We start from the raw sequence: 19,551 nt of genomic DNA on the forward strand, positions 1-19,551 counted from the left end.
CCACTTGTCTTCATAGTGTTCACGCGAGCGCCGCGCCCTGGTCCGAGAGGCGTCAGGCGGCGCCGCGGGTCAGGCGGCGAAGCCCGTCGACGTGACGATGTGCAGGCGCTGCGTCGGCCGGGTCATGGCGACGTAGAGGCCGGCGGCGCCGCGCGACGTGTGCGCGAGGATCTCGTCGGGCTCCGCGATGACGACGACGTCGAACTCGAGGCCCTTGGCCTCCTGCGAGCCGAGCACCGCGATGGGCCGGCCGAGGCCTCCCACGCCGATGCCGACCGCGGATCCGAACCGCTCGGCGAGCGCGCGGTGCAGCTCCTCGACGCGGTCGTCGCGCGCGATGACCGCGAGCGTGCCCTGGTCGCCGCCCTCGCGCTCCTCGTCCACCACGTCGACCACGGCCGACACGACCTCGTCGGCCGCCACCTCGACCGTGTCGATGGGGTGCTCGCCCTCGCGGACGGCCCGCGAGCGGGTCACCGGGAGGCCGTGCGCGATGGCCATGCGCTCGGCGGCCTCGGCGATCCGGGCGGGCGTGCGGTAGTTGACGGTGAGCTCCTCGAGGCGCCACTCGCGGCCGAGCACCGGCCCGAGCGCGTCCTGCCAGCTCGTGACGCCGACCGCCGAGCTCGCCTGCGCGACGTCGCCCACGATCGTGAAGGAGCGCAGCGGGCAGCGGCGGAGCAGCACGCGCCACTGCATGGGGCTGAGCTCCTGCGCCTCGTCGACCACGATGTGGCCGTAGGTCCAGGTGCGGTCGGATGCGGCGCGCTCCGCGGTCGTGCGCCGCGCGGCCTGCTCGGCGAACCCCTCGGCGAGGCGCTCTGCCGTGACCATGCCGCCGACGCCCATGTTCTCGATGGCCTGCTCGGCGTTCTCGATGTCGCGGAGGCGCTGCTGCTCTCGCTCGCGCGCGCTCGCGTCGGCCTGCGCGCTGAACTCGCCGAGGAGCTCGGCCGCCTCGTCGAGGAGCGGAACGTCGGCGATCGTGAAGGGCGCGTCGCGGTCGCGGCGGAGGAGCGCGCGCCGCTCCGGGCTCCAGCGCGGGGTGAGCGAGGCGAGCCAGTTCGGGCGCGCGTAGAGGTCCTGGATCAGCTTCTCGGGGGTGAGCGGCAGCCACGCGGTGTTGAGCGCGACCTTCACGTCGTACGAGGTGCGGAGGTCCTCGCGGAGCATGGCGAGGTCGCTGTCGTCGAGGGCGCTGCCGTTGCGGCGCATCTGCGACGCGAGGACCTGGGCGAGGGATCCGAGGGCCGCCTTGTTGAACACGACGCGGGCCTCGTTGTGCGGCTTCCGGCTGTCCTGCGCGCGGCGGAGCGCGTTCGCCACGAGCGACGGCTCGAGCACGATGCGCTCGCCGTTGACGTCGAGGGTCACGGCCTCGGTCGGGACGACCTGGCGCGAGCGCACGGCACGCTGGAGGAGCCCGGCCATCTCGGCGGATCCCTTCACGGCTGCGACCTCCGGCGCGTCCTCCCCCGCGGCGTCGATGCCCGGGTAGAGCTGGCCGACGCTCGCGAGCACGACGCCCGTCTCACCGAGCGACGGCAGCACGGCCTCGATGTACTGGAGGAAGGACCGGCTGGGACCCACGACGAGCACGCCCGAGGACGCGAGGCGGTCGCGGTGCGAGTAGAGGAGGTACGCCGCGCGGTGCAGCGCGACCGCGGTCTTGCCGGTGCCGGGTCCGCCCTGCACGACGAGCACGCCGCGGAGGTCGGAGCGGATGATGCGGTCCTGCTCGGCCTGGATGGTGGCGACGATGTCGTTCATCCGGCCGGTGCGGCCCGCGGCGAGCGCGGCGAGCAGCGCGCCCTCGCCCTGGAGGCTGGTGCGGCCCTCGTCGAGGAGCGTCGGGTCGAACACCTCGTCCTCGACGTGCACGACCTCGCGGCCGTGCGTCGTGAGGTGGCGGCGGGCGCGGGCGCCGAGCGGGGTCGCGGCGGTGGCCTGGTAGAAGGCGCTGGCCTGGGGAACGCGCCAGTCGAGGAGCAGCGGCTGGAGGTCGTCGTCGCGGAGGCCGATTCGGCCGATGTACCTGTAGACGGGATCCCCGTCGCCGATGACCCGCACGGGCGCGCCGTCGCGGGGCTCGTCCTCCGGCAGGTGGCCGTCCTCGAACTCGAGGCGGCCGAAGACGAGGCGCTCGTCGACCTCGCGGAGCGCCTGCAGGCGGTCCTCGTAGATGCGGGCGAACGCGTCGCGCTCGGAGCGGTTCTGGTGCGTTCCGCCGGTGGGGCTGTCCCGCACCGCCGTCAGCTGATCCCTGGTCTCCGCGCGCACCGCGTCGAGTCGCCCGTAGAGGCGGGTGACGTACGCCCGCTCGCGCTCCAGCTCCGTACCGGTCACCTGCACACCCCTTGGAATCCGGCGTCAATCCTATCGAGCCGAGGGGGCCTCCCCTGACCGCGGGCGCCCCCGACGACGACGGCGCGCGACGGCCGACGTCGGGGTCAGCGGCGCGTGCCGACCAGGCGCTGCGGGCCCGTGGTCGCGGGCTGCGGGCGCCTGCGGAGCGCGCGGCGGCGGGCGTTCTCGGAGCGGGCCGTGAGGATCAGGACCACTACCACGCCGACGAGGGCGCCGAGGCCGTTGTGCACGATGTCGCGGACGTCGGAGACGCGGGTGGGCAGGAACGCCTGCGCGGTCTCGATCAGCGCCGACAGGCCGACGCCGAGCGCGATCGCGAGCCACCAGCGCGAGCGGCCGAGGAGCAGCACGAGGAACATGCCGACGGGCACGAACATCGCCACGTTCGCCGCGCCCTCGACGGCGGAGTACGTGATCCACGAGGTGCCGTCGTGCCGGTGGAGCGCGCGGAGGGCGCGGAAGAGGTAGCCGTCGATGCGGCGGTCGTAGGGCTCCGGCGACAGCGTGATCCACGCGACCAGGCCGAGGTACAGGGCCGTGGCGGTTCCGAGGACGGGGTGGCGGAGGAGCATCCGTCCATCATCCGGGCTCGCCCCTGTGCACCGGATCCGCCGGAGGTGCCGGTTCCGTGACGCCCTGTTGCGGCCGACCCGTCCTCGGGGATGACCCGGTGGGACCATGTGCGTGCAGCGCATCCCGCGAAGCCTCGCGTCCCACCGCATCCGCGGCCGGACACCGCCTGCGATCAGTTCCCGCTCGCCGCGGGCGGTCGTCCGAGGCCGCCCGACGGCACGAGAGACCCGCGGAGGTCCCCATGCTCGACAGCACCGACCGGATCCAGACGTCCCACGCCGGCAGCCTGCCGCGAACGGACGCGCTCATCGCCGCCAACGCGGCGCGCGCCGACAGCCGGAAGGCCGTCCTCGCGGGCGGTGACGCGTCGTCCGCGCCTGCCCCGGCCGACGACGGCCTGGACGCCGTGCTCGCCGACGCGGTCGACGGCCTCGTCGCCCGCCAGCGCGAGGTCGGGATCACCGTGCCCGGCGACGGCGAGTACGGCAAGGCCATGTCGAGCGCGATCGACTACGGCGCCTGGTGGTCGTACTCGTTCCAGCGCCTCGGCGGCCTCGAGCTCGTGCCCGGCGGCCCGTTCTCCTCGGAGCCCGTGCGCAGCTCGCCGGGGGACGTGCGGCTGACGACGTTCCCCGACCGCCGCGACTGGACGATCTTCGCCGACGCGTACCGCGATCCGGCGAGCGGCATCACGGTGGGCGACGCGCCCATCGAGTTCCCGAGCGCGACCGGGCCCGTCTCCTACACGGGGCACGCGGCGATCCGGGCGGACATCGCCCACCTGCAGCACGCGCTCGGCGCGAACGGCTACGAGCACGGGCAGGGCTTCATCACGTCCCTCTCCCCCGGCAGCGCGTCGCGCATCGGCAACCTGCACTACGCGACGGAGGAGGAGTTCATCTGGGCGTGCGCGGACGCGATGCGCGAGGAGTACGTCGCGATCATCGACGCGGGGCTCGTGCTGCAGATCGACGACCCGTCCATCGCGGAGAACTGGGACCAGATCAACCCGGAGCCGAGCGTGGAGGACTACCTGGCGTTCACGCGCATCCGCGTGGAGGCGCTGAACCACGCGCTGCGCGGGCTGCCGCAGGAGCGGATCCGCTTCCACCTCTGTTGGGGCTCGTGGCACGGGCCGCACACGACCGACATCGAGTTCAAGCACCTCGTGCGGACGATGCTCGAGATCGACGCGGGCGCGTACTCGTTCGAGGGCGCGAACGCGCGGCACGAGCACGAGTGGCGCGTGTGGGAGGACGTGGAGCTGCCCGACGGGAAGCTCATCGTCCCGGGCGTGGTCGGGCACGCGACCAACGTGGTCGAGCACCCGGAGCTCGTGGCCGACCGGATCGAGCGCTACGCGCGGCTCGTGGGCCGGGAGCGCGTGATCGCCTCGACCGACTGCGGGCTCGGCGGGCGGATCCACCCGCAGATCGCGTGGGCGAAGCTCGAGAGCCTGTCGCAGGGCGCGGAGATCGCGACGCGGCGGCTCTGGAGCTGATCGTTCGGGCTGGTCAGAGCGAGAGGATCGCGTGCACGTCGTGGCCGGCCAGACGCGCGCGGCCGCCGAGGTCCGCGAGCTCCAGCACGACGCCGATGCCGGCGACCTCGTAGCCGGCGCGCTCCAGCAGCCGTGCGGCCGCCTCGAGGGTGCCGCCGGTCGCGAGCACGTCGTCGAGGAGCAGCACGCGGGATCCGGGCGCCAGCTGGCCGGGGTGCAGCTCGATGGCCGCCTCGCCGTACTCGAGCGCGTAGGTCTCACGGAGCACCTCGCCGGGCAGCTTGCCGGCCTTGCGGACCGCGAGCGTGCCGACGCCGGACGCGTAGGCGGCGGCCGCGGCGAGCAGGAAGCCGCGCGCCTCGACGCCGGCGACGGCGTCGACGGGACCGCCGGCGGCCACGAGGTCGTCGACCACGGCGCGGAGGCCGGCGCCGTCGGCGAGCACGGGCGTGAGGTCGCGGAACAGGATCCCCGGCTGCGGGAAGTCGGGGACGGTGAGCAGGAGGGAGCGGACGAGGTCGGATGCGGGGGTCTCGGGCACCCGACAACGGTAGTCGGTGGCCGGGCGGCGGCGATCCGTCAGGCGGCCGGGAGCGCGCCTATCGTGGAGCGATGCGCTCCTCTCGCCTCGCCGCCGTGTCCTTGGTCGTCGTCGCGGTGGCCGGGCTGTCCGCCTGCGCTCCGCCTGCCGTCGACCAGGGGGCGCTCGAGCGGTGGCACGCGGAGCGCGCCGCTCGCGGGGCCGACGACGGGAGCGTGACCGTCCTCACCTCGACCGCACTCGCGGGAGCGACGGGAGACCGCGTCGGCGCGATCGGGTACCGCGCCGACCGGGACACCGCGTGGTCGCTCACGGTGCACGGGGATCCCGTCGCGCCCTGACGCGACCGCGCCGCCGGACGGGCTCTCCCCAGCGACGCGCTCCTAGGCTGGCGGCCGCGGTGGCACCCGGCGCCGCGACCGCCCACCGAGGAGCAGCCATTGGACCCCGTCGAGATCGTCCGCGACGTCGTCGCGCGCGCGACCGCCGTCGAGGCGCCGCTCGATGCGGGGCCCGCGCTCGTCGCCGTCGCGCTCGCTGCGGTGCTCGTGCTCGTGCCGGCCGCGTGGCGGCTCACGCGGCACGCCGTGACGATCGTGCACGAGGGCGGCCACGGGCTCGCGGCGACGCTGAGCGGGCGGCGGCTCGCGGGGATCCGGCTGCACTCGGACACCTCCGGCCTCACCGTGAGCGTCGGCCGGCCGCGCGGGCCCGGCATGGTGATCACGCTGCTGGCGGGCTACCCGGCCCCGGCGCTCGCGGGGCTCGGCGCCGCGTGGCTCGCGGGATCCGGTCGCTCGGCCGCCGTCCTCTGGCTGTGGCTGCTGCTGCTCGCGCTCGTCGTGATCCAGGTGCGCAACTGGTTCGGGCTGTGGTCGTGCCTCGTCGCCGGCGTCGTGGTCGGCGTGGTCGCGGGCGCGGCCCCGATCGTCGTGCAGGGCGTCGCGGCGCACGCGCTCGCGCTGTTCCTGCTGCTCGGCGCGCTGCGGGCGACGCTCGAGCTGCAGCGGTCGCGGTCCCGCCGGGGCGGCGGCGCGTCCGACGCGGACCAGCTCGGGCGGCTGACGCACCTGCCGGGGATCCTGTGGGTCGGCGTGCTCGTCGTCGTCGCGGCCGCGTGCCTGGTCGCGGGCGTCGTGCTGCTCGGCATCCCCGCGCTGCTCGGGCGCTGACCCGCCCCGCACGCCGCGGCCGCCGCGCCCCGGAGGGACGCGACGGCCGAGCAGGCCGGAACGGGAGCGCTACATCTCCTCGTGCGTGTCCGGGTCGCCGTCCCAGAGGCGCGACTGCGGGCCGGAGCCGATCGCGCGCACCTCCTCCTCGCTGAGCTCGAAGCCGAAGACGTCGAGGTTCTGGCGCTGCCGCTCGGGATCCGTCGACCGCGGTATCGGCAGCGCGCCCGACTGGACGTGCCAGCGGAGCACGGCCTGCGTAGGCGTGACGCCATGCGCCTCGGCGGCGGCCACGACGGCCGGGTCCTGCATGAGCTGCTCGCGCGTGCCGAGCGGCGACCAGCTCTCCGTCACGATGCCGTGCTCGGCGTGGAAGGCGCGGAGATCCGCTTGCGCGAACGTCGGGTGCAGCTCGACCTGGTTGACGACGGGCAGCACGCCCGTCTCGCCATGCAGGCGCGTGAGGTGCGCGGGCGTGAAGTTCGAGACGCCGATGGAGCGGACGAGCCCGCGCTCCTTGAGCTCGACGAACGCGCGCCAGCTGTCGACGTACCTGTCCACGCTCGGGTTCGGCCAGTGGATGAGGTACAGGTCCACGTAGTCCACGCCGAGCGACGCGCGCGACTCCTCGAAGGACGCGAGCGTCTCGTCGTAGCCGTGGTGGCGGCCGGGCAGCTTGGTGGTGAGGAAGAGCTCCTCGCGGGGGACGCCGGAGCGGCGCATCCCCTCGCCCACCGCGGCCTCGTTGCCGTAGTTGAGGGCCGTGTCGAGCAGGCGGTAGCCGGCGCCGATCGCGCCGGACACGAGCTCGGCGCCCGCGTCGTCGTTCAGCCCGTACGTGCCGAGGCCGATGGCGGGGATGCGGTTCCCGTCGGACAGTTCCAGTGTGGGGATCGTGGTCATCCCCTCACGGTACGCCGGGGCGTCAGGCGCGGTCGGTGGCCGCGGATCCGGTGTCGGGGGCCGAGTCGACGGCTGCATCGTCCGCCTCCGCGTCCGCATCCGCCTCGCGCGCGTCGGACACGTGGTCGCGCCCGAACACGGTCGTGAGGGCCCACGCGATCATGCCGCAGACCGTGAGGATGTCGGCCACGTTGAAGACCGCGAACCACTCGACGGCGATGAAGTCGACGACGTGGCCGGACAGCGGTCCGTCCTCCGCACGCGTGATCCTGTCGAAGAGGTTGCCGAGTGCGCCCGCGAGCACGGCCGAGAGCAGCAGCACCTGCAGCAGCGACGCGCGGTGCCGGATCTGCCAGCCGACCCACACGGCGAGTCCGAGCGCGAGCGCCATGATCCCGACGGTGAGCAGCGGCCCGACCTCGGCGCCCATGCCGAAGGAGACGCCCGGGTTGTAGACGAGCGCGAAGCGCGCGGTCGGGAACAGCGGGATGGTCTCGCCGCCGCCGAGGGCGTCGACGGCCCAGCGCTTGCTGAGCTGGTCGAGGACGAAGCCCACGACCACCACGACGACCGCGAGCGCCACGACGACGGGGCGGGAGGTGCGGGGACGGCGTGCGGCGGGGGGTGCTGTGGTCACGCGACGAGCCTAGGCGGTGGTCGCGGCCGGATCCTCCGGGTCGCGGGCGTCGGACGGCGCGATGGGCGCGGCGGCGGCCCGGTCGCGGATCCGCGTGGCCGCCTCCCGCGGGAACGTGCTGCGGACGAGGTGGCGGGTGCCGTCGGCCGCCTCGATCGCGACGGCGGGGCCCGCGTCGAGCAGGATCGCCGCGCCGCCGCCCGGCAGCCGCCGGACGCCGATCCCTCCGACGGTCCGCGGGCGGAGGTGGTCGACGACCGTGCAGTCCGCGACGGCGGAGTACGGGATCCGGATGCGCTTGAGCGGCACGAGCGCCACCTCGACCTCGTCCGTGTCGAGCGTGATGCGGATCCGGAGCGAGCCGACGACGGCGCCGGCCGCCATGAGCAGCACCGCGACGACGAGGCCGAGCGCCCCGCCCCCGGTGGCGATGAGGACCACGAGGCCGACCACCGCGATCACCAGCCCGGCGATGCGGACGGCGCGCGGTGCGGGCGTGGTCTGGCGGAAGCGCGCATCGGGTGAGGGCGTGGTCACGCCCTCACCCTAGGCGCGGGGCCGTCCGCGCGGGTCGGCCGGACGGGTCAGGCGTGCTGCTCGTCGTGCTCGCCCTCGGCGATCTCCTCGATCAGCTTCGCGTTGAACGCGGGCAGGTCGTCGGGGTTGCGACTCGTGACGAAGCCGCTGTCGACCACGACCTCCTCGTCGACCCACTCGGCGCCCGCGTTGCGGAGGTCGGTGGCGAGCGTCGGGTACGAGGTCATGCGGCGGCCGTCGACCACGCCGGCCTCGATGAGGATCCACGGCGCGTGGCAGATGGACGCGACGGGCTTGCCCGCGGTGAAGAAGGCCTTGGCGAAGGCGACCGAGTCGGCGTCGACGCGGAGGTCGTCCGCGTTCACGACGCCGCCGGGCAGCACGAGGCCGTCGTAGTCGGCCGCGTCGGCGTCCTTCACCTGCACGTCGACGTCGAACGTGTCGGCCTTGTCGATGTGGTTGAGGCCCTGCACCGTGTCCGACTTCGGGGACACGAGCACGGGCTTCCCGCCCGCCTCCTGGACGGCCTTCCACGGCTCCGTCAGCTCGACCTGCTCGAAGCCGTCCGTCAGCAGGAAGGCCACCGTGCGGCCCTGGATGCTCTCTCCGGTCATGTGCGTTCCTCCTCGTGAGAGTGTCGCCGCCCGGTCGGACGGCGCATTCGACGCTACGCCCGCCGGGCGTCGTCGACCACGGTGCGGAAGACGTTCGCCGGGCGGCCGGACACCGCGGTGTCGATCGCGAAGACGCCGCCGGAGAGCGGGTGCTCCTCGAGCTGCTCCTCCGTGAGGTTCTCGCGGGCGGTGCCGATGACGAGGGTGCGGAGATCCGGGCCGGCGAAGGCCACCGAGGTGACGTTCGGCGCCGGGACCTCGAACTCGAGGTCCTTCGTGCCGTCCGGCGCCCAGCGGATGACCTTGCCGCCGCCGTAGATCCCGTTCCAGGCGTACCCGTCCACGTCGAGGGTGAGGCCGTCGCTCATCTCGCCGTGGATCCAGCGCTCGAGGTCGCCGAGCTCGCCGTCGGGCGAGTAGGGCGCGCGGTAGACGGTCTGCGCGCCGGTGTCGGTGAGGATCATGGTCCGGCCGCCGTCGGTCCACTCGAAGCCGTTGGCGACGGCGAAGCCGCCGAGGAGCGTGCGCAGGGCGCCGGATCCGTCGACCGAGTAGACGGCCCCGTCCGGCTCGCCCTCGGTGACGTCCATGGATCCGACGACGAAGCGTCCCTCCGGATCGACCTTCCCCTCGTTGAGGCGCATGCCGTCGTGCGCGTGCTCGACCCGGGCGAGGTCGCGCGTGATCCGGCCGGCGCGGTCGACGAGCACGATGCGGTCGCCGAGCCCCGCGACGAAGCCGCCGTCGTCTGCCGGCTGGAAGGACGCGAGCGGCGGCGGCAGCTCGAGCACGGTGTCGTCGGATCCGTCGGCGGCGCCCTCCCACGGGCTGCGGTGCAGCGTGCCCGCGGTGATGTCGTTCCACATCACGTCGCCTGCCGGATCCCACCACAGGCTCTCGACGAGGATCGCGCGGGCGTCGCGCAGGACGCGGAGGTCGGACGTGATGGCGGTCATGGATCCAGCCAAGCACCCGAGCGTCGGTCCGTCCGCGGAGCGAAGCGACCGCCCGCGTCGCTGGACGCAGACTGTGAGCGCCCTCATCGTTCGTGCGACGAGGAAGCGGCGGGCGTACCGTCGAGGAGAGGCCGGACGACGCGCGAGAGCGCGCCCGGCCAGCAGGGGCAGGATCCCACCGGACGCCTCCCCGCACGGATCGGGAACCCCCGACCCCACGAACGAACAGAACGAGGAGTCGCACATGACCACGACCGTCGAACGCCCCACCAGCGCATCCGAGAAGGCCACCCAGCCCGAGGGCTCCAAGCCCACCAAGCGCCAGAACGCCGAGCGGGGCTTCAAGGCCTCCGAGCAGCTGCACGAGAACATGCAGAAGGTGCTCGTCGACCTCATCGAGCTGCACATCCAGGGCAAGCAGGCGCACTGGAACGTCGTCGGCAAGAACTTCCGCGACCTGCACCTCCAGCTCGACGAGATCATCGACTCGGCCCGCGAGTTCAGCGACGACCTGGCCGAGCGCATGCGCGCCCTGCACGCCACGCCGGACGGCCGCAGCGACACCGTCGCCGAGACCACGACGCTCCCCGAGTACCCGCAGGGCGAGGTGGACACGGCCGAGACCGTGGACCTCGTGACCCAGCGCCTCGAGGCCGCCGTGCACACCATGCGCGAGGTGCACGACGACGTCGACGAGGAGGACCCGACCACCGCTGACCTCCTCCACGGCTTCATCACCGCGCTCGAGCAGTACGCGTGGATGGTCTCCGCGGAGAACCGCCGCGTCGGCTCGGCCGCCGAGTAGCGCGAGCAGCACGCGCATCACGACCCGAGGGCCGCGCCGCCAGGTGCGGCCCTCGTCGTGTCCGCGAGGGCACGGCAGACACACCACGACGCCCCTCGCGGGGCAGTGAGGAGACCGAGATGGACCTCGGGATCACAGGCAAGACCGCGCTCATCACGGGCGCAGACTCGGGGATCGGGTGGGAGACCGCCCGCATCCTCCTCGCCGAGGGCGCGACCGTCGTCCTCAGCGACCAGGACCAGGGATCGCTCGACGAGGCTGCCGCGCAGCTCGACGGCGGCGACCGCGTGCACGCGTTCGCGGCCGACGTGACGAGCGTCGAGTCGCTCGCCGCGCTGCACGAGAAGGTGCAGGAGGCGGTCGGCGACATCGACATCCTCGTGCAGTCCGCGGGCATCACGGGCGCGCAGGGGCTCTTCCACGAGATCGACGACGAGGGCTGGACGAACACGATCGAGGTCGACCTGCTCGGGCCGGTGCGCCTGGTGAAGCAGTTCCTCCCGTCGCTCCGGAAGGGCGGCTGGGGCCGGATCGTGTTCCTCGCCTCCGAGGACGCCGTGCAGCCGTACGACGACGAGCTCCCCTACTGCGCCGCCAAGGCCGGGATCCTCGCGCTGTCGAAGGGCCTGTCGCGCAGCTACGCGAAGGAGGGGCTGCTCGTGAACGCGGTCTCGCCCGCCTTCATCCACACGCCCATGACCGACGCGATGATGGAGAAGCGCGCCGACCAGCTGGGCACCTCGACGGACGACGCGATCGAGTCGTTCCTCGACGAGGAGCGCCCGTACATGGAGCTCAAGCGCCGCGGCGAGCCCGCCGAGGTCGCCAACGTGGTCGCGTTCCTCTGCTCCGACCTCGCGTCGTTCGTGAACGGGTCCAACTACCGCGTCGACTCCGGATCGGTGGCGACGATCTGATGGCCGGTCTGTCGAAGGGCGACCACGTGACCTGGAACACGCCCCAGGGCGAGACGCACGGGAAGGTCGTCGAGGAGAAGACGAAGGACTTCCAGCACGACGGGCAGCGCTTCACGGCGTCGTCCGACGAGCCCGCGTACATCGTGGAGAGCGACAAGTCCGGCAAGACCGCGGCCCACAAGGGCTCCGCGCTGACGAAGAAGAAGTAGAGTTCCTCCCCCGCGGGTACCGGCGACCGGTACCCGCGAGGGGCGACCCGCCCGCGGGGCCGCGCCTAGGCTGTGGCCGATGGACACCGGGACCGCCGCCGTGACGCGCTCGACGTCGACACGGGCGCCCCGGCACCGCGACGGCATCGAGCTCTTCGTGGACGCGGTCGTCGGCCTCGTGCTCGCGGGCCTCGCCCTCAAGCCGCCGGTGGACGTGCAGGAGGCGGGATTCCCCGTCGCCGCGCTCGTGCTCCTGGCCGTCGCCGTCCGCTCGGTGTTCCCGGGGGCGGCGCTCGCGCTGGCCTGGGTGATGGCGCTGGCGCAGTGGCAGCTGGGCGAGCGACCCGGCTTCGCGGACCTCGCGCTGCTGCTCGTCCTGTACTCCACCGCCCGGCGGGGATCCCGTGCGACGGCCGTGCTCGGCCTCGCCTCCGCGCTCGTCGGCGGCGCGATGGCCACCGTCTACCTACTGCACACGGGCGCCCGCTACTCGCTCCTGATCAGCCCCGGCGGCATCGGCGCCGTGATCTTCGTGCTGGCACCGGTCCTGATGCTGCTCCTCGCATGGCTGACCGGCCTCGTGGTGCGCGTGATCCGGTCCCGCACCGCCGAGTCGCGACTCCGCGTCCAGGCGGAGGACACCGCGGTGAAGGCCGTCGACCTCGCGCAGGCCGAGACGCTGCGGGCGAGCATGGCGCGCGACGTGCATGACATAGTCGGGCACTCGCTCGCGGTGATCATCGCGCAGGCCGACTCCGTGCAGTTCCTCGACGACGAGGAGCGGATCCGCGGAGTCTCCGCCACCATCGCCGACACCGCGCGCCGCTCGCTCGCCGAGGTGCGCGAGGTGCTGAGCGGCACCAGCACGGCCGACGCCGACGACGGGCCCGAGGACCTCGACGCGGTCGTCGCGCAGGTGCGGGCCGCGGGCGTCGACCTCGCGCACGAGGTGCGCGGCGTGCGCCGGCCCGTGGATCCCGCGCGGCAGGTGGTCATCCGCCGCGTCGCGCAGGAGATGACGACCAACGCGATGCGCCACGGCGAGCCGGGCGGACGGATCCGCCTGCGCGAGACCTGGCGGACCGCCGACGTCGTGCTCGAGGTCGAGAACCCCGTCGCCCGACGCGGGCCCGCGCCCGACCACGCCGACCCGCTCGGGCTGGGCGCCCTGCGCGTCGGCACCGGGGTCGAGGGCATGCGCGCCCGGCTCGCCGCCGTCGGCGGCGACCTCGAGGCCGAGCCCGTCGACGACCTGTTCACCGCCCGCGCCCGCATCCCCCTGCCGGCCGCGCACCCCATCCCCACCGTGCCGGGAGGCCGCCCGTGATCCGCATCGTGCTCGTCGACGACCAGGAGCTGTTCCGCGGCGGCGTGCGCGTCGCCCTCGACGCCCAGCCCGACCTCGAGGTCGTCGGAGAGGCCGGCGACGGGCGGCAGGGGCTCGCCGTGATCGACGAGGTGCGGCCCGACGTCGTGCTCCTCGACATGCGCATGCCCGTGATGGACGGCCTCGAGACCGTGCGCGCGCTCTTCGACGGCACGCGGGACGCTCCGCCGCGCGTGATCGTGCTGACGACGTTCGCGCTGGATCGCGCGTCGGCCACGGCCATCCGCGGCGGCGCGAGCGGCTTCCTCCTCAAGGACGCGACGCCCGCCTTCCTCGCCGCGGCGATCCGCGCCGTGCACGCGGGCAGCGCCGTCCTCGCGCCGGACGAGCTCACGCAGCTGTTCACCTCGGACGCGACGGCCGCCCCCGCTCCCCCGGCGCCGCCCGCGTTCCGCTCTCTGAGCGCGCGCGAGAAGGACGTCTTCGGGCACGTGGCGCGCGGGCTGTCGAACGCGGAGGTCGCGGCGCTCGAGTTCGTGAGCGAGTCGACCGTGAAGACGCACGTGAGCAGCATCCTCGCCAAGCTCGCGCTCCGGGACCGCGTGCAGCTCGTCGTGTACGCGCACGACCACCGGCTCGTGGAGCGCTCGGGGGCGTAGGCGGCGGGCGTCTCGCGCGTCATCGGCTGCGCTCGGATCAGCCGCCGAGCGCGCCGCCGCAGCGGTGCAGGTCGGTCGCGAGCGCGTCGATCTCGGCGCGGGCGGACTCCGCGGGGACGGACGGATCCACGTCCTCCGCCCAGATGGTGAAGGCCACCTCGGTGCCGTCCTCCGCGTCGGCGATGCCGGTGAGGCCGTGCATCCGCTCGAGCGTGCCGGTCTTGCCGCGGATCCGGCCCGCAGCCGCGTCCGCCTCACCCGTGAAGCGGCCGCCCTCCGCGAGCGTGCCCGTGCGCCCCGCGACCGCGAGACCCGCGTCGACGATCGCGAGGTCGCCGCGGTGCTCCGCGATCCGCACCATCAGCCGCGTGAGGAGCGCGGCGGGGACGCGGTTCGCGTCCGAGAGGCCCGAGCCGTCGACCAGGACCACCCCGTCGGTCGGCAGGTCGAGGTCGGCGAGGGCGGCGGGCGTGCCGCGCTGGATGTCCTCGGCCGCGCTACCGGCGCCCGTCTCGATCGCGACGAGCCGCGCGAGGGTCTCGGCGAGCGTGTCGTCGGAGTGGGTGAGCATGTAGCCGACGAGGTCGCGGACGGGCGCGGACTCCACGGTGCCGAGCACGGCGGATCCGGGTGACGCGGTCACGAGCGGGCCGTCGGCCGCCACGTCGTCGCCGATGAGCGCCGCGAAGGCGTCGGCCGCGCGCGCCACCGCCTTCTCGCCGCGGCGCGAGTAGGGCTCCGCCGGGTCGTCGCGGTCGCCGTCGACCATGAGCGCCGTGATGTTCGACATGGATCCGCCCCGCCTCGCCTCGAGCGGCCACTCCGGCAGCCAGGCCGGCCCGGTGAACAGGCCGCTGTCGACCTGGAGGCGGCGGATGGGGACGCCCGCGAGGTCGGGGTCGGCGCGGCGGGCGTCGAGCACCTGGCGCGCGAGGTCGTCGAGGTGCGGGGAGTCCGGGTAGACGCCGTCGGTGCCGGACGGCAGGCGGCTGAGCGTGGGATCGCCGCCGCCGACGAGGACGACCGTGTCGGCCCGGGCGCCCTGGACGACGCGCGTGGCGATGCGGCGGTCGGGGCCGAGCGCCTCGACGGCGGCCGCCGCGGTGAGGACCTTCATGGTGCTGGCGGTCGCCGCCGGCACGTCGCCGCGCACATCGAGGACGTCGCGCCCCGCGTCGCCGTCGACCTCCGCAGCCGAGAGGTGCAGCGTGCCCGTGGACCAGCCGCCCGTGAGCGCGTCGACCGTGCAGGACGCGGGATCCGCCGACGCTCCGCCCGCGGGTGACGGGAGGATCCCGGTGGCGAGCCCGACGCCGACCACCGCGGTCGCGACGACGGCCGCGAGCACCGCGTCGCGGCGGCGGCGGACGGACCGGGAGCGGCCCGGCGGTCGTCGGGCGGGCGCGGGGCGGGATCCGGTCATGTCCCCAGGGTAGGAAACGGCCGGGCCGGGCACCTCGGCCGCGGGTGCCGACACGCTCCGTCGCGGGGACGAGCGCGAGCGGCCCGAGCTCGCGCGGCCGGCCCCGGCGTCAGCGCTGGATGCCGCCCTGGCGACCCGACTCGGCCCACGCGAGCGCGCGCGTGACGACGCGCTCGCTCACGTCGAGCACGCGCGCGATCTCCGCGGTGTCGCGCCCCTTCGAGCGCTCCTCGACGGCGATCTGCAGCTTGCGACGCGTGATGCCCTTGGGCAGCGACGGGAGGGCGGGCGCGGCGGGCGTCGCGGGGGCGGCCTCGGGGGTGCCCTCCGGCGGGGATCCCGCGGACCGGTCGGAGGACCGCCTGCGGTGCCGCTCGGCCTCCGTCGTCGTCTCCACCGTCGCGAGCGCGAGCGTGGCCGCGAACAGCCCGCGGCCGGCCGCGGTGCCGGCCTCGAGCCCGTCGCGGATGGCGCGGAAGGCGATGCCGCGGGCCTCGAGCCCGTTGAGGATCCGCACCACGTCTGCGGTGCCCGGCCCCAGCCGGTCGAGGCTCACGACGAGGAGCTCGTCGTTCTCGCGGAGGTAGTCGAGCGCGTCCTGGAGGCCGGGACGCGGGGCCCTGCGGCCTCCTGCGACGTCGACGAAGATCCGCTCGCAGCCGGCCGCGTCGAGGGCGTCGACCTGGTCCTGGTACGGCTCCTCGGAGCGCGCGACGCGGACGTACCCGACGAGCGTGGTCATGCGTCCTCCCTCATGCGTCGCCTCCCCCTGCGTGCGCCCCCGCGTCACGCGACGACGGACGGGCGCCGATCAGGCGCCCGTCCGTCCCGTCCATGCGTCGATCAGCTCGCGTCGTCGGACTGCGGCGACGCCGTGTCCTTCTTCTCCTGCAGGCGCTCGATCTGCTCGCTCGCCTCCGCCTTGTTGAGGTCAGCGGGGATCTCCTCGCCGGCCTGCGTGGCGAGCGAGTCGAGGTAGCTGCGCTGCGCGCCCGTCATCGGCTCGTCGCCCGTGACCCACGTGCTCGGGTCCTTCTCGGCGCTCTGCGGCGGCGTGGGGGTGGAGGAGCCGAGCATCTCCTTCTCGTCGCCGCCTGTGGTGTCCTGGTTCGCATCGCTCATGGTGGTGCCTCCTCGTGTGGTGCCTCCGACGCTACTCGCGACCGGCGACACCGGACGGGTACCGGAGTCGTCCTCGACGCGGGGCGGCTAGCGCCGGATCTCTAGCGCCGGCCGCCGCGCAGGAGCGCCTCGCGGTGCTCGGTGACGGCGCGCAGGAGGCGCCGCTCGTCGTCGAGGTGCCCGGCCTCGGATCGGCCGGACGCGGCGGGGCGCTCCGAGAGCATCCGCTGGCGCGCGAACGCGAGCCGCGTGGCGTCCCGAGTGAACAGCCCCATCGCCCGGCCCGCCTCGCCGCCGCGCGTGCGCGCCCAGAGCCGGGCCCGACGACGCCCCTGCCAGGTGCTCAGCATCTCGACCTCGGCGGGCGTGAACCAGCCGACGGCCGCGTACTCCCGGAGGCGGCGGCGCGTGAGGTGGATCTCGTAGCGGCGCAGGAGGATCACGACCGTCACGAGGAACGCGAAGATCGGCACCTGCAGCAGCACGTAGAAGGAGAGGAAGTCGCCCGTGATGGTGACGCCCGTGTTCCAGAGGGCGTGCAGCACGATGGCGCCGACCAGCCCGATCGCGCCGAACCCGAGCGCCGCTCCCGGACCGCGGCGGGCCCCGTAGCCGATCGCGATGCCGGTGATCATCGTGAAGGTCACGTGCGCGAAGGGCGAGAACAGGCCGCGCAGCACGAAGGTGCCGACGAGCGTGCCGGTCGTGCCCGAGACGAGCGGGCCGCCGAAGTAGACGATGTTCTCCGTGAAGGCGAAGCCGGCCGCGATGGTGGCGCCGTAGACGACGCCGTCCACCGGGCCGTCGAAGTGGCGGCGCGCGACCCAGAAGATGAGGAGCAGCCCGATCGCCTTCGCGGACTCCTCGACGACGGGCGCCTGGACGGCGAGCTGCAGGAACTCCGTGTAGCGCGTGGGCACGCCGATCGCGAGGCGCGCGTACTGCGCGACGAGGTCGAAGAGGAGCGCGATGGCCACCGACGCGGCCGCGCCCCACAGCAGCGCGAACAGCAGGGCCAGGCGCGGCTCGGGCTCCCAGCGGTCGACCCAGCGGATGGCGAGGAGCACGCCGGCGAGCGGGATCAGGGCGAGGAGCGCGCAGATCGCGACGGCCTGGATCCCGAGGCTGAGCACGAGGTACGCCGCGACGACCAGGCCGACGAGCAGCAGCACCGCGACGCCCACGACGCCGAGCACGGCCGATGCCGTGATGCGCGACGACGCGTGCGGCGCGGGCAGCTCCATGGACGGCGGGGGCGAGGCCGGCGAGGGACGGTGGGCGGTCACGGGGATGGACGGGTCGGTCACGACGGCCCTCTCTTCGGCGGATCGGCTCCGCCAGCCTAGCGACGGGACCGCCCGCCGTCCGGGTCGGATCGGCCCGCGGACACGCGACCGGATGGCCGTCTGATCAGGCCGCCGTGCCGGGGTTCAGGCCGCCTTGCCGGGGTTCAGGCCGCCTTGCCCGGGTTGAGGATCCCCCGCGGGTCGAAGACGCGGCGGATCCCCGCGGCCAGCCCCATGACGTCGTCGCCCAGCTCGTCGGCGAGCCAGCGCCGCTTGAGGAGGCCCACGCCGTGCTCGCCCGTGAGCGTGCCGCCGAAGTCGACGGCCGCGCGGAAGAGGAGGTCCGCCGCGTGCCAGACGTCGTCGGGGATTCCCGTCGCGTCGCCGTCGGGTGTCGTCGGATCCTCGGGGATGCAGAAGTTCGGGTGCAGGTTGCCGTCGCCCGCGTGCGCGACCGTCGGGATGGCGAGGCCCGTCTCGCGCTCGATCTCGCGGATCCGCGTGAGCATGTCGGCGAGGCGCGAGCGCGGCACGGCGACGTCCTCGATGAGCACGCGGCCGCGGGCGGCGAGCGCCGGGTGGAAGGCGCGGCGGATCGCGAGGAGGCGCTCGCCCTCGTCGGCGTCGTCGGTCACGTCGGCCGTGCCGCCGCCGGCGACGACGACCTCGACCACGCGCGCGGCCTCATCGGCGGCGTCGGGGCCGTCGCAGCGCACGAGGAGGTGGGCGGATCCGCGGGTGGAGTGGTCGGTGCCGAGGAACGCGTCGATGGCCTCGAGCGCGCCGGCGTCGAGCAGCTCCATCGCGGCCGGCCGGATCCGCGCGGCCGTGATCGCGGAGGACGCGGCCGCCGCGGTCGCCGAGTCCGGGAAGAACGCGGCGACCGTCGCCGGCGTCGCGGTCGGCAGCGGCCGGAGCCGCACGGTCGCGCGCACGATGACGCCGAGCGTGCCCTCCGAGCCGATCATCAGCGCCGTGAGGTCGTAGCCCGTGACGCCCTTGACCGTGCGGTGTCCGGTCTCGACCACGCGGCCGTCGGCGAGCACGACCGTGAGCGCGAGGACGGCCTCGCGCGTCACGCCGTACTTGGCGCACAGGAGCCCGCCCGCGTTGGTGGCGATGTTGCCGCCGATGGTCGAGATGGCCTTGCTCGCGGGATCCGGCGAGTACCAGAGGCCGAGCGGCGCGAGCCGCGCGTTGAGGTCGTCGTTGAGGACGCCGGGCTCCACGACCGCGAGCTCGTCGGCCTCGCTCACCTCGAGGATCCGGTCCATGCCCCGCACCGACAGCACGATCTCGCCCGCGGTCGCCGTGGCGCCGCCCGCGAGGCCCGTGCCGGCGCCGCGCGTGACGACGGGGGTGCGGGTCCCGTGCGCGATGCGCAGCGTCTGGACGACGTGCGCCGCCTCGGTGGCGCGCACCACGGCGATCGGCGCGGCCGCGCTGCGGTAGCCGGACCGGTCGCCGCGCGCGTCGTCGAGGGAGGCGGGGTCGGTCGCGACGATGTCGCCGAGGGCCGCGACCAGTTCGGCGCGGACGGCGTCGACGCGGGCATCCGCATCGGCGGAGGGTGCTAGGACCACGTCGTCGATCATGCGATCCACCCTAGGTCGCGCGCCCGCCGCCGTCGGGGGCGTCGGGCAGGCTGGAGGCATGGACTCCCCCGGCGCCGTCGCGCACGTCGACCGCACGGTGCTCGAGGTCCCCGGTCCCTTCGACGGCGGCGGCGTGATCCGCTTCCTCTCCTGGCACGCCGTCACGGGCGCCGAGGAGGGCGACGCGACGTCGTTCACGCAGTCCGCGCGACTCGCGCACGGCGCGGGGACGGTGACCGTGCGGCTGCTCGAGGCCGAGCCGGGCGATGACGTGGCCTCGAGCGTCGAGGTCACCACCCGCGTCGAGCACGCCGCCGACGCCGCCGAGCTCCTCGCCGGCACGCGCCGCCTGCTCGGCCTCGACGTGGACGCCGCCCGCATCGATGCCGACCTCGCCCGCGACCCCG

General features: G+C 74.4%; 21 protein-coding genes and 1 pseudogene. 9 read left to right on the plus strand and 13 right to left on the minus strand.

Annotated features, from left to right (window positions below; all coding sequences use genetic code 11):
• Positions 1–69: 69 nt before the first annotated feature.
• Positions 70–2,346 (minus strand): HelD family protein, encoded by a 2,277-nt coding sequence (locus NL142_RS10715; RefSeq protein ID WP_194684618.1) that lies wholly within the window; start codon positions 2,344–2,346, stop codon positions 70–72.
• Positions 2,347–2,450: 104 nt separating this feature from the next.
• Positions 2,451–2,939, minus strand: a complete 489-nt coding sequence (locus tag NL142_RS10720) for a VanZ family protein (RefSeq protein ID WP_079534624.1) — start codon at positions 2,937–2,939, stop codon at positions 2,451–2,453.
• Between the two features lie 242 nt (positions 2,940–3,181).
• Here NL142_RS10720 and NL142_RS10725 point away from each other — a divergent pair, with 242 nt between their 5' ends.
• Positions 3,182–4,441, plus strand: a complete 1,260-nt coding sequence (locus tag NL142_RS10725; RefSeq protein ID WP_435079401.1) for a cobalamin-independent methionine synthase II family protein — start codon at positions 3,182–3,184, stop codon at positions 4,439–4,441.
• A gap of 13 nt (positions 4,442–4,454) precedes the next feature.
• Here NL142_RS10725 and NL142_RS10730 read toward each other — a convergent pair whose 3' ends face one another.
• On the minus strand, positions 4,455–4,982 hold the full coding sequence (locus NL142_RS10730) for an adenine phosphoribosyltransferase (RefSeq protein WP_043582827.1): 528 nt from the start codon (positions 4,980–4,982) through the stop codon (positions 4,455–4,457).
• A gap of 71 nt (positions 4,983–5,053) precedes the next feature.
• Between NL142_RS10730 and NL142_RS10735 the strand changes: the two genes are divergently transcribed.
• Both NL142_RS10735 and NL142_RS10740 read left to right on the plus strand, forming a co-directional pair.
• A complete protein-coding gene (locus NL142_RS10735; protein WP_435079403.1) occupies positions 5,054–5,323 on the plus strand; it encodes a hypothetical protein in 270 nt (89 codons plus the stop codon).
• Positions 5,324–5,422: 99 nt separating this feature from the next.
• The gene (locus tag NL142_RS10740; RefSeq protein ID WP_435079405.1) at positions 5,423–6,154 is read left to right on the plus strand and encodes a M50 family metallopeptidase; all 732 of its coding nucleotides are present in this window, start codon (positions 5,423–5,425) and stop codon (positions 6,152–6,154) included.
• A gap of 69 nt (positions 6,155–6,223) precedes the next feature.
• On the opposite strand, the gene NL142_RS10745 is transcribed toward NL142_RS10740, so the two are convergent.
• The 5 genes from NL142_RS10745 to NL142_RS10765 are packed head-to-tail and all read right to left on the minus strand — an operon-like array spanning position 6,224 to position 9,801.
• Positions 6,224–7,057, minus strand: a complete 834-nt coding sequence (locus tag NL142_RS10745; RefSeq protein WP_435079407.1) for an aldo/keto reductase — start codon at positions 7,055–7,057, stop codon at positions 6,224–6,226.
• A 22-nt stretch (positions 7,058–7,079) separates the two neighbouring features.
• On the minus strand, positions 7,080–7,694 hold the full coding sequence (locus NL142_RS10750; protein ID WP_435079409.1) for a signal peptidase II: 615 nt from the start codon (positions 7,692–7,694) through the stop codon (positions 7,080–7,082).
• A gap of 9 nt (positions 7,695–7,703) precedes the next feature.
• Positions 7,704–8,231 carry a hypothetical protein gene (locus tag NL142_RS10755; protein ID WP_435079411.1) on the minus strand — a complete coding sequence of 176 codons (528 nt, stop codon included), beginning with the start codon at positions 8,229–8,231 and terminating at the stop codon, positions 7,704–7,706.
• Positions 8,232–8,278: 47 nt separating this feature from the next.
• Positions 8,279–8,845 (minus strand): type 1 glutamine amidotransferase domain-containing protein, encoded by a 567-nt coding sequence (locus NL142_RS10760; protein WP_012038747.1) that lies wholly within the window; start codon positions 8,843–8,845, stop codon positions 8,279–8,281.
• Between the two features lie 53 nt (positions 8,846–8,898).
• Entirely contained in the window at positions 8,899–9,801 is a 903-nt protein-coding gene (locus NL142_RS10765; RefSeq protein ID WP_435079413.1) for an SMP-30/gluconolactonase/LRE family protein, read from the minus strand.
• Between the two features lie 244 nt (positions 9,802–10,045).
• Between NL142_RS10765 and NL142_RS10770 the strand changes: the two genes are divergently transcribed.
• The 5 genes from NL142_RS10770 to NL142_RS10790 all read left to right on the plus strand — a co-directional run bounded on the left by NL142_RS10770 (position 10,046) and on the right by NL142_RS10790 (position 13,718).
• Positions 10,046–10,606 carry a Dps family protein gene (locus NL142_RS10770; protein ID WP_119401876.1) on the plus strand — a complete coding sequence of 187 codons (561 nt, stop codon included), beginning with the start codon at positions 10,046–10,048 and terminating at the stop codon, positions 10,604–10,606.
• A 119-nt stretch (positions 10,607–10,725) separates the two neighbouring features.
• Positions 10,726–11,523, plus strand: coding sequence for an SDR family NAD(P)-dependent oxidoreductase (locus NL142_RS10775; protein ID WP_194684626.1), 798 nt, complete (start codon positions 10,726–10,728; stop codon positions 11,521–11,523).
• Entirely contained in the window at positions 11,523–11,732 is a 210-nt protein-coding gene (locus NL142_RS10780) for a hypervirulence associated TUDOR domain-containing protein (RefSeq protein ID WP_435079416.1), read from the plus strand. Before NL142_RS10775 ends, NL142_RS10780 begins: the two co-directional genes overlap by 1 nt.
• Positions 11,733–11,811: 79 nt before the next feature.
• Positions 11,812–13,059: a sensor histidine kinase gene (locus NL142_RS10785; protein WP_435079418.1), complete on the plus strand. Its 1,248-nt coding sequence runs from the start codon at positions 11,812–11,814 to the stop codon at positions 13,057–13,059.
• Complete coding sequence (locus NL142_RS10790) at positions 13,056–13,718, plus strand: response regulator (RefSeq protein WP_194684628.1); 663 nt, start codon at positions 13,056–13,058, stop codon at positions 13,716–13,718. The genes NL142_RS10785 and NL142_RS10790 overlap by 4 nt, the downstream gene beginning before the upstream one ends.
• Before the next feature lie 37 nt (positions 13,719–13,755).
• Here the strand turns inward: NL142_RS10790 and NL142_RS10795 are convergent, their stop codons facing one another.
• The 5 genes from NL142_RS10795 to NL142_RS10815 form a co-directional block, all read right to left on the minus strand.
• Positions 13,756–15,141 carry a D-alanyl-D-alanine carboxypeptidase/D-alanyl-D-alanine-endopeptidase gene (locus NL142_RS10795; RefSeq protein WP_435079421.1) on the minus strand — a complete coding sequence of 462 codons (1,386 nt, stop codon included), beginning with the start codon at positions 15,139–15,141 and terminating at the stop codon, positions 13,756–13,758.
• 109 nt (positions 15,142–15,250) lie between these two features.
• Positions 15,251–15,883, minus strand: a complete 633-nt coding sequence (locus NL142_RS10800) for a recombinase family protein (RefSeq protein WP_435079423.1) — start codon at positions 15,881–15,883, stop codon at positions 15,251–15,253.
• A gap of 101 nt (positions 15,884–15,984) precedes the next feature.
• Positions 15,985–16,263, minus strand: coding sequence for a DUF3072 domain-containing protein (locus NL142_RS10805; RefSeq protein WP_012038756.1), 279 nt, complete (start codon positions 16,261–16,263; stop codon positions 15,985–15,987).
• Positions 16,264–16,364: 101 nt separating this feature from the next.
• Positions 16,365–17,570, minus strand: a complete 1,206-nt coding sequence (locus tag NL142_RS10810; protein ID WP_194684631.1) for a PrsW family intramembrane metalloprotease — start codon at positions 17,568–17,570, stop codon at positions 16,365–16,367.
• 143 nt (positions 17,571–17,713) lie between these two features.
• Positions 17,714–19,144 (minus strand): FAD-binding oxidoreductase, encoded by a 1,431-nt coding sequence (locus NL142_RS10815; protein ID WP_435079426.1) that lies wholly within the window; start codon positions 19,142–19,144, stop codon positions 17,714–17,716.
• Between the two features lie 58 nt (positions 19,145–19,202).
• On the opposite strand from NL142_RS10815, the pseudogene NL142_RS10820 reads away from it, so the two are divergent.
• A pseudogene (locus NL142_RS10820) lies at positions 19,203–19,547 on the plus strand (AlkA N-terminal domain-containing protein); the annotation flags it as partial.
• Between the last annotated feature and the right edge of the window lie 4 nt (positions 19,548–19,551).

Source organism: Clavibacter quasicaliforniensis (genome assembly GCF_051201715.1).
Taxonomy (GTDB): Bacteria; Actinomycetota; Actinomycetes; order Actinomycetales; family Microbacteriaceae; genus Clavibacter; species Clavibacter seminis.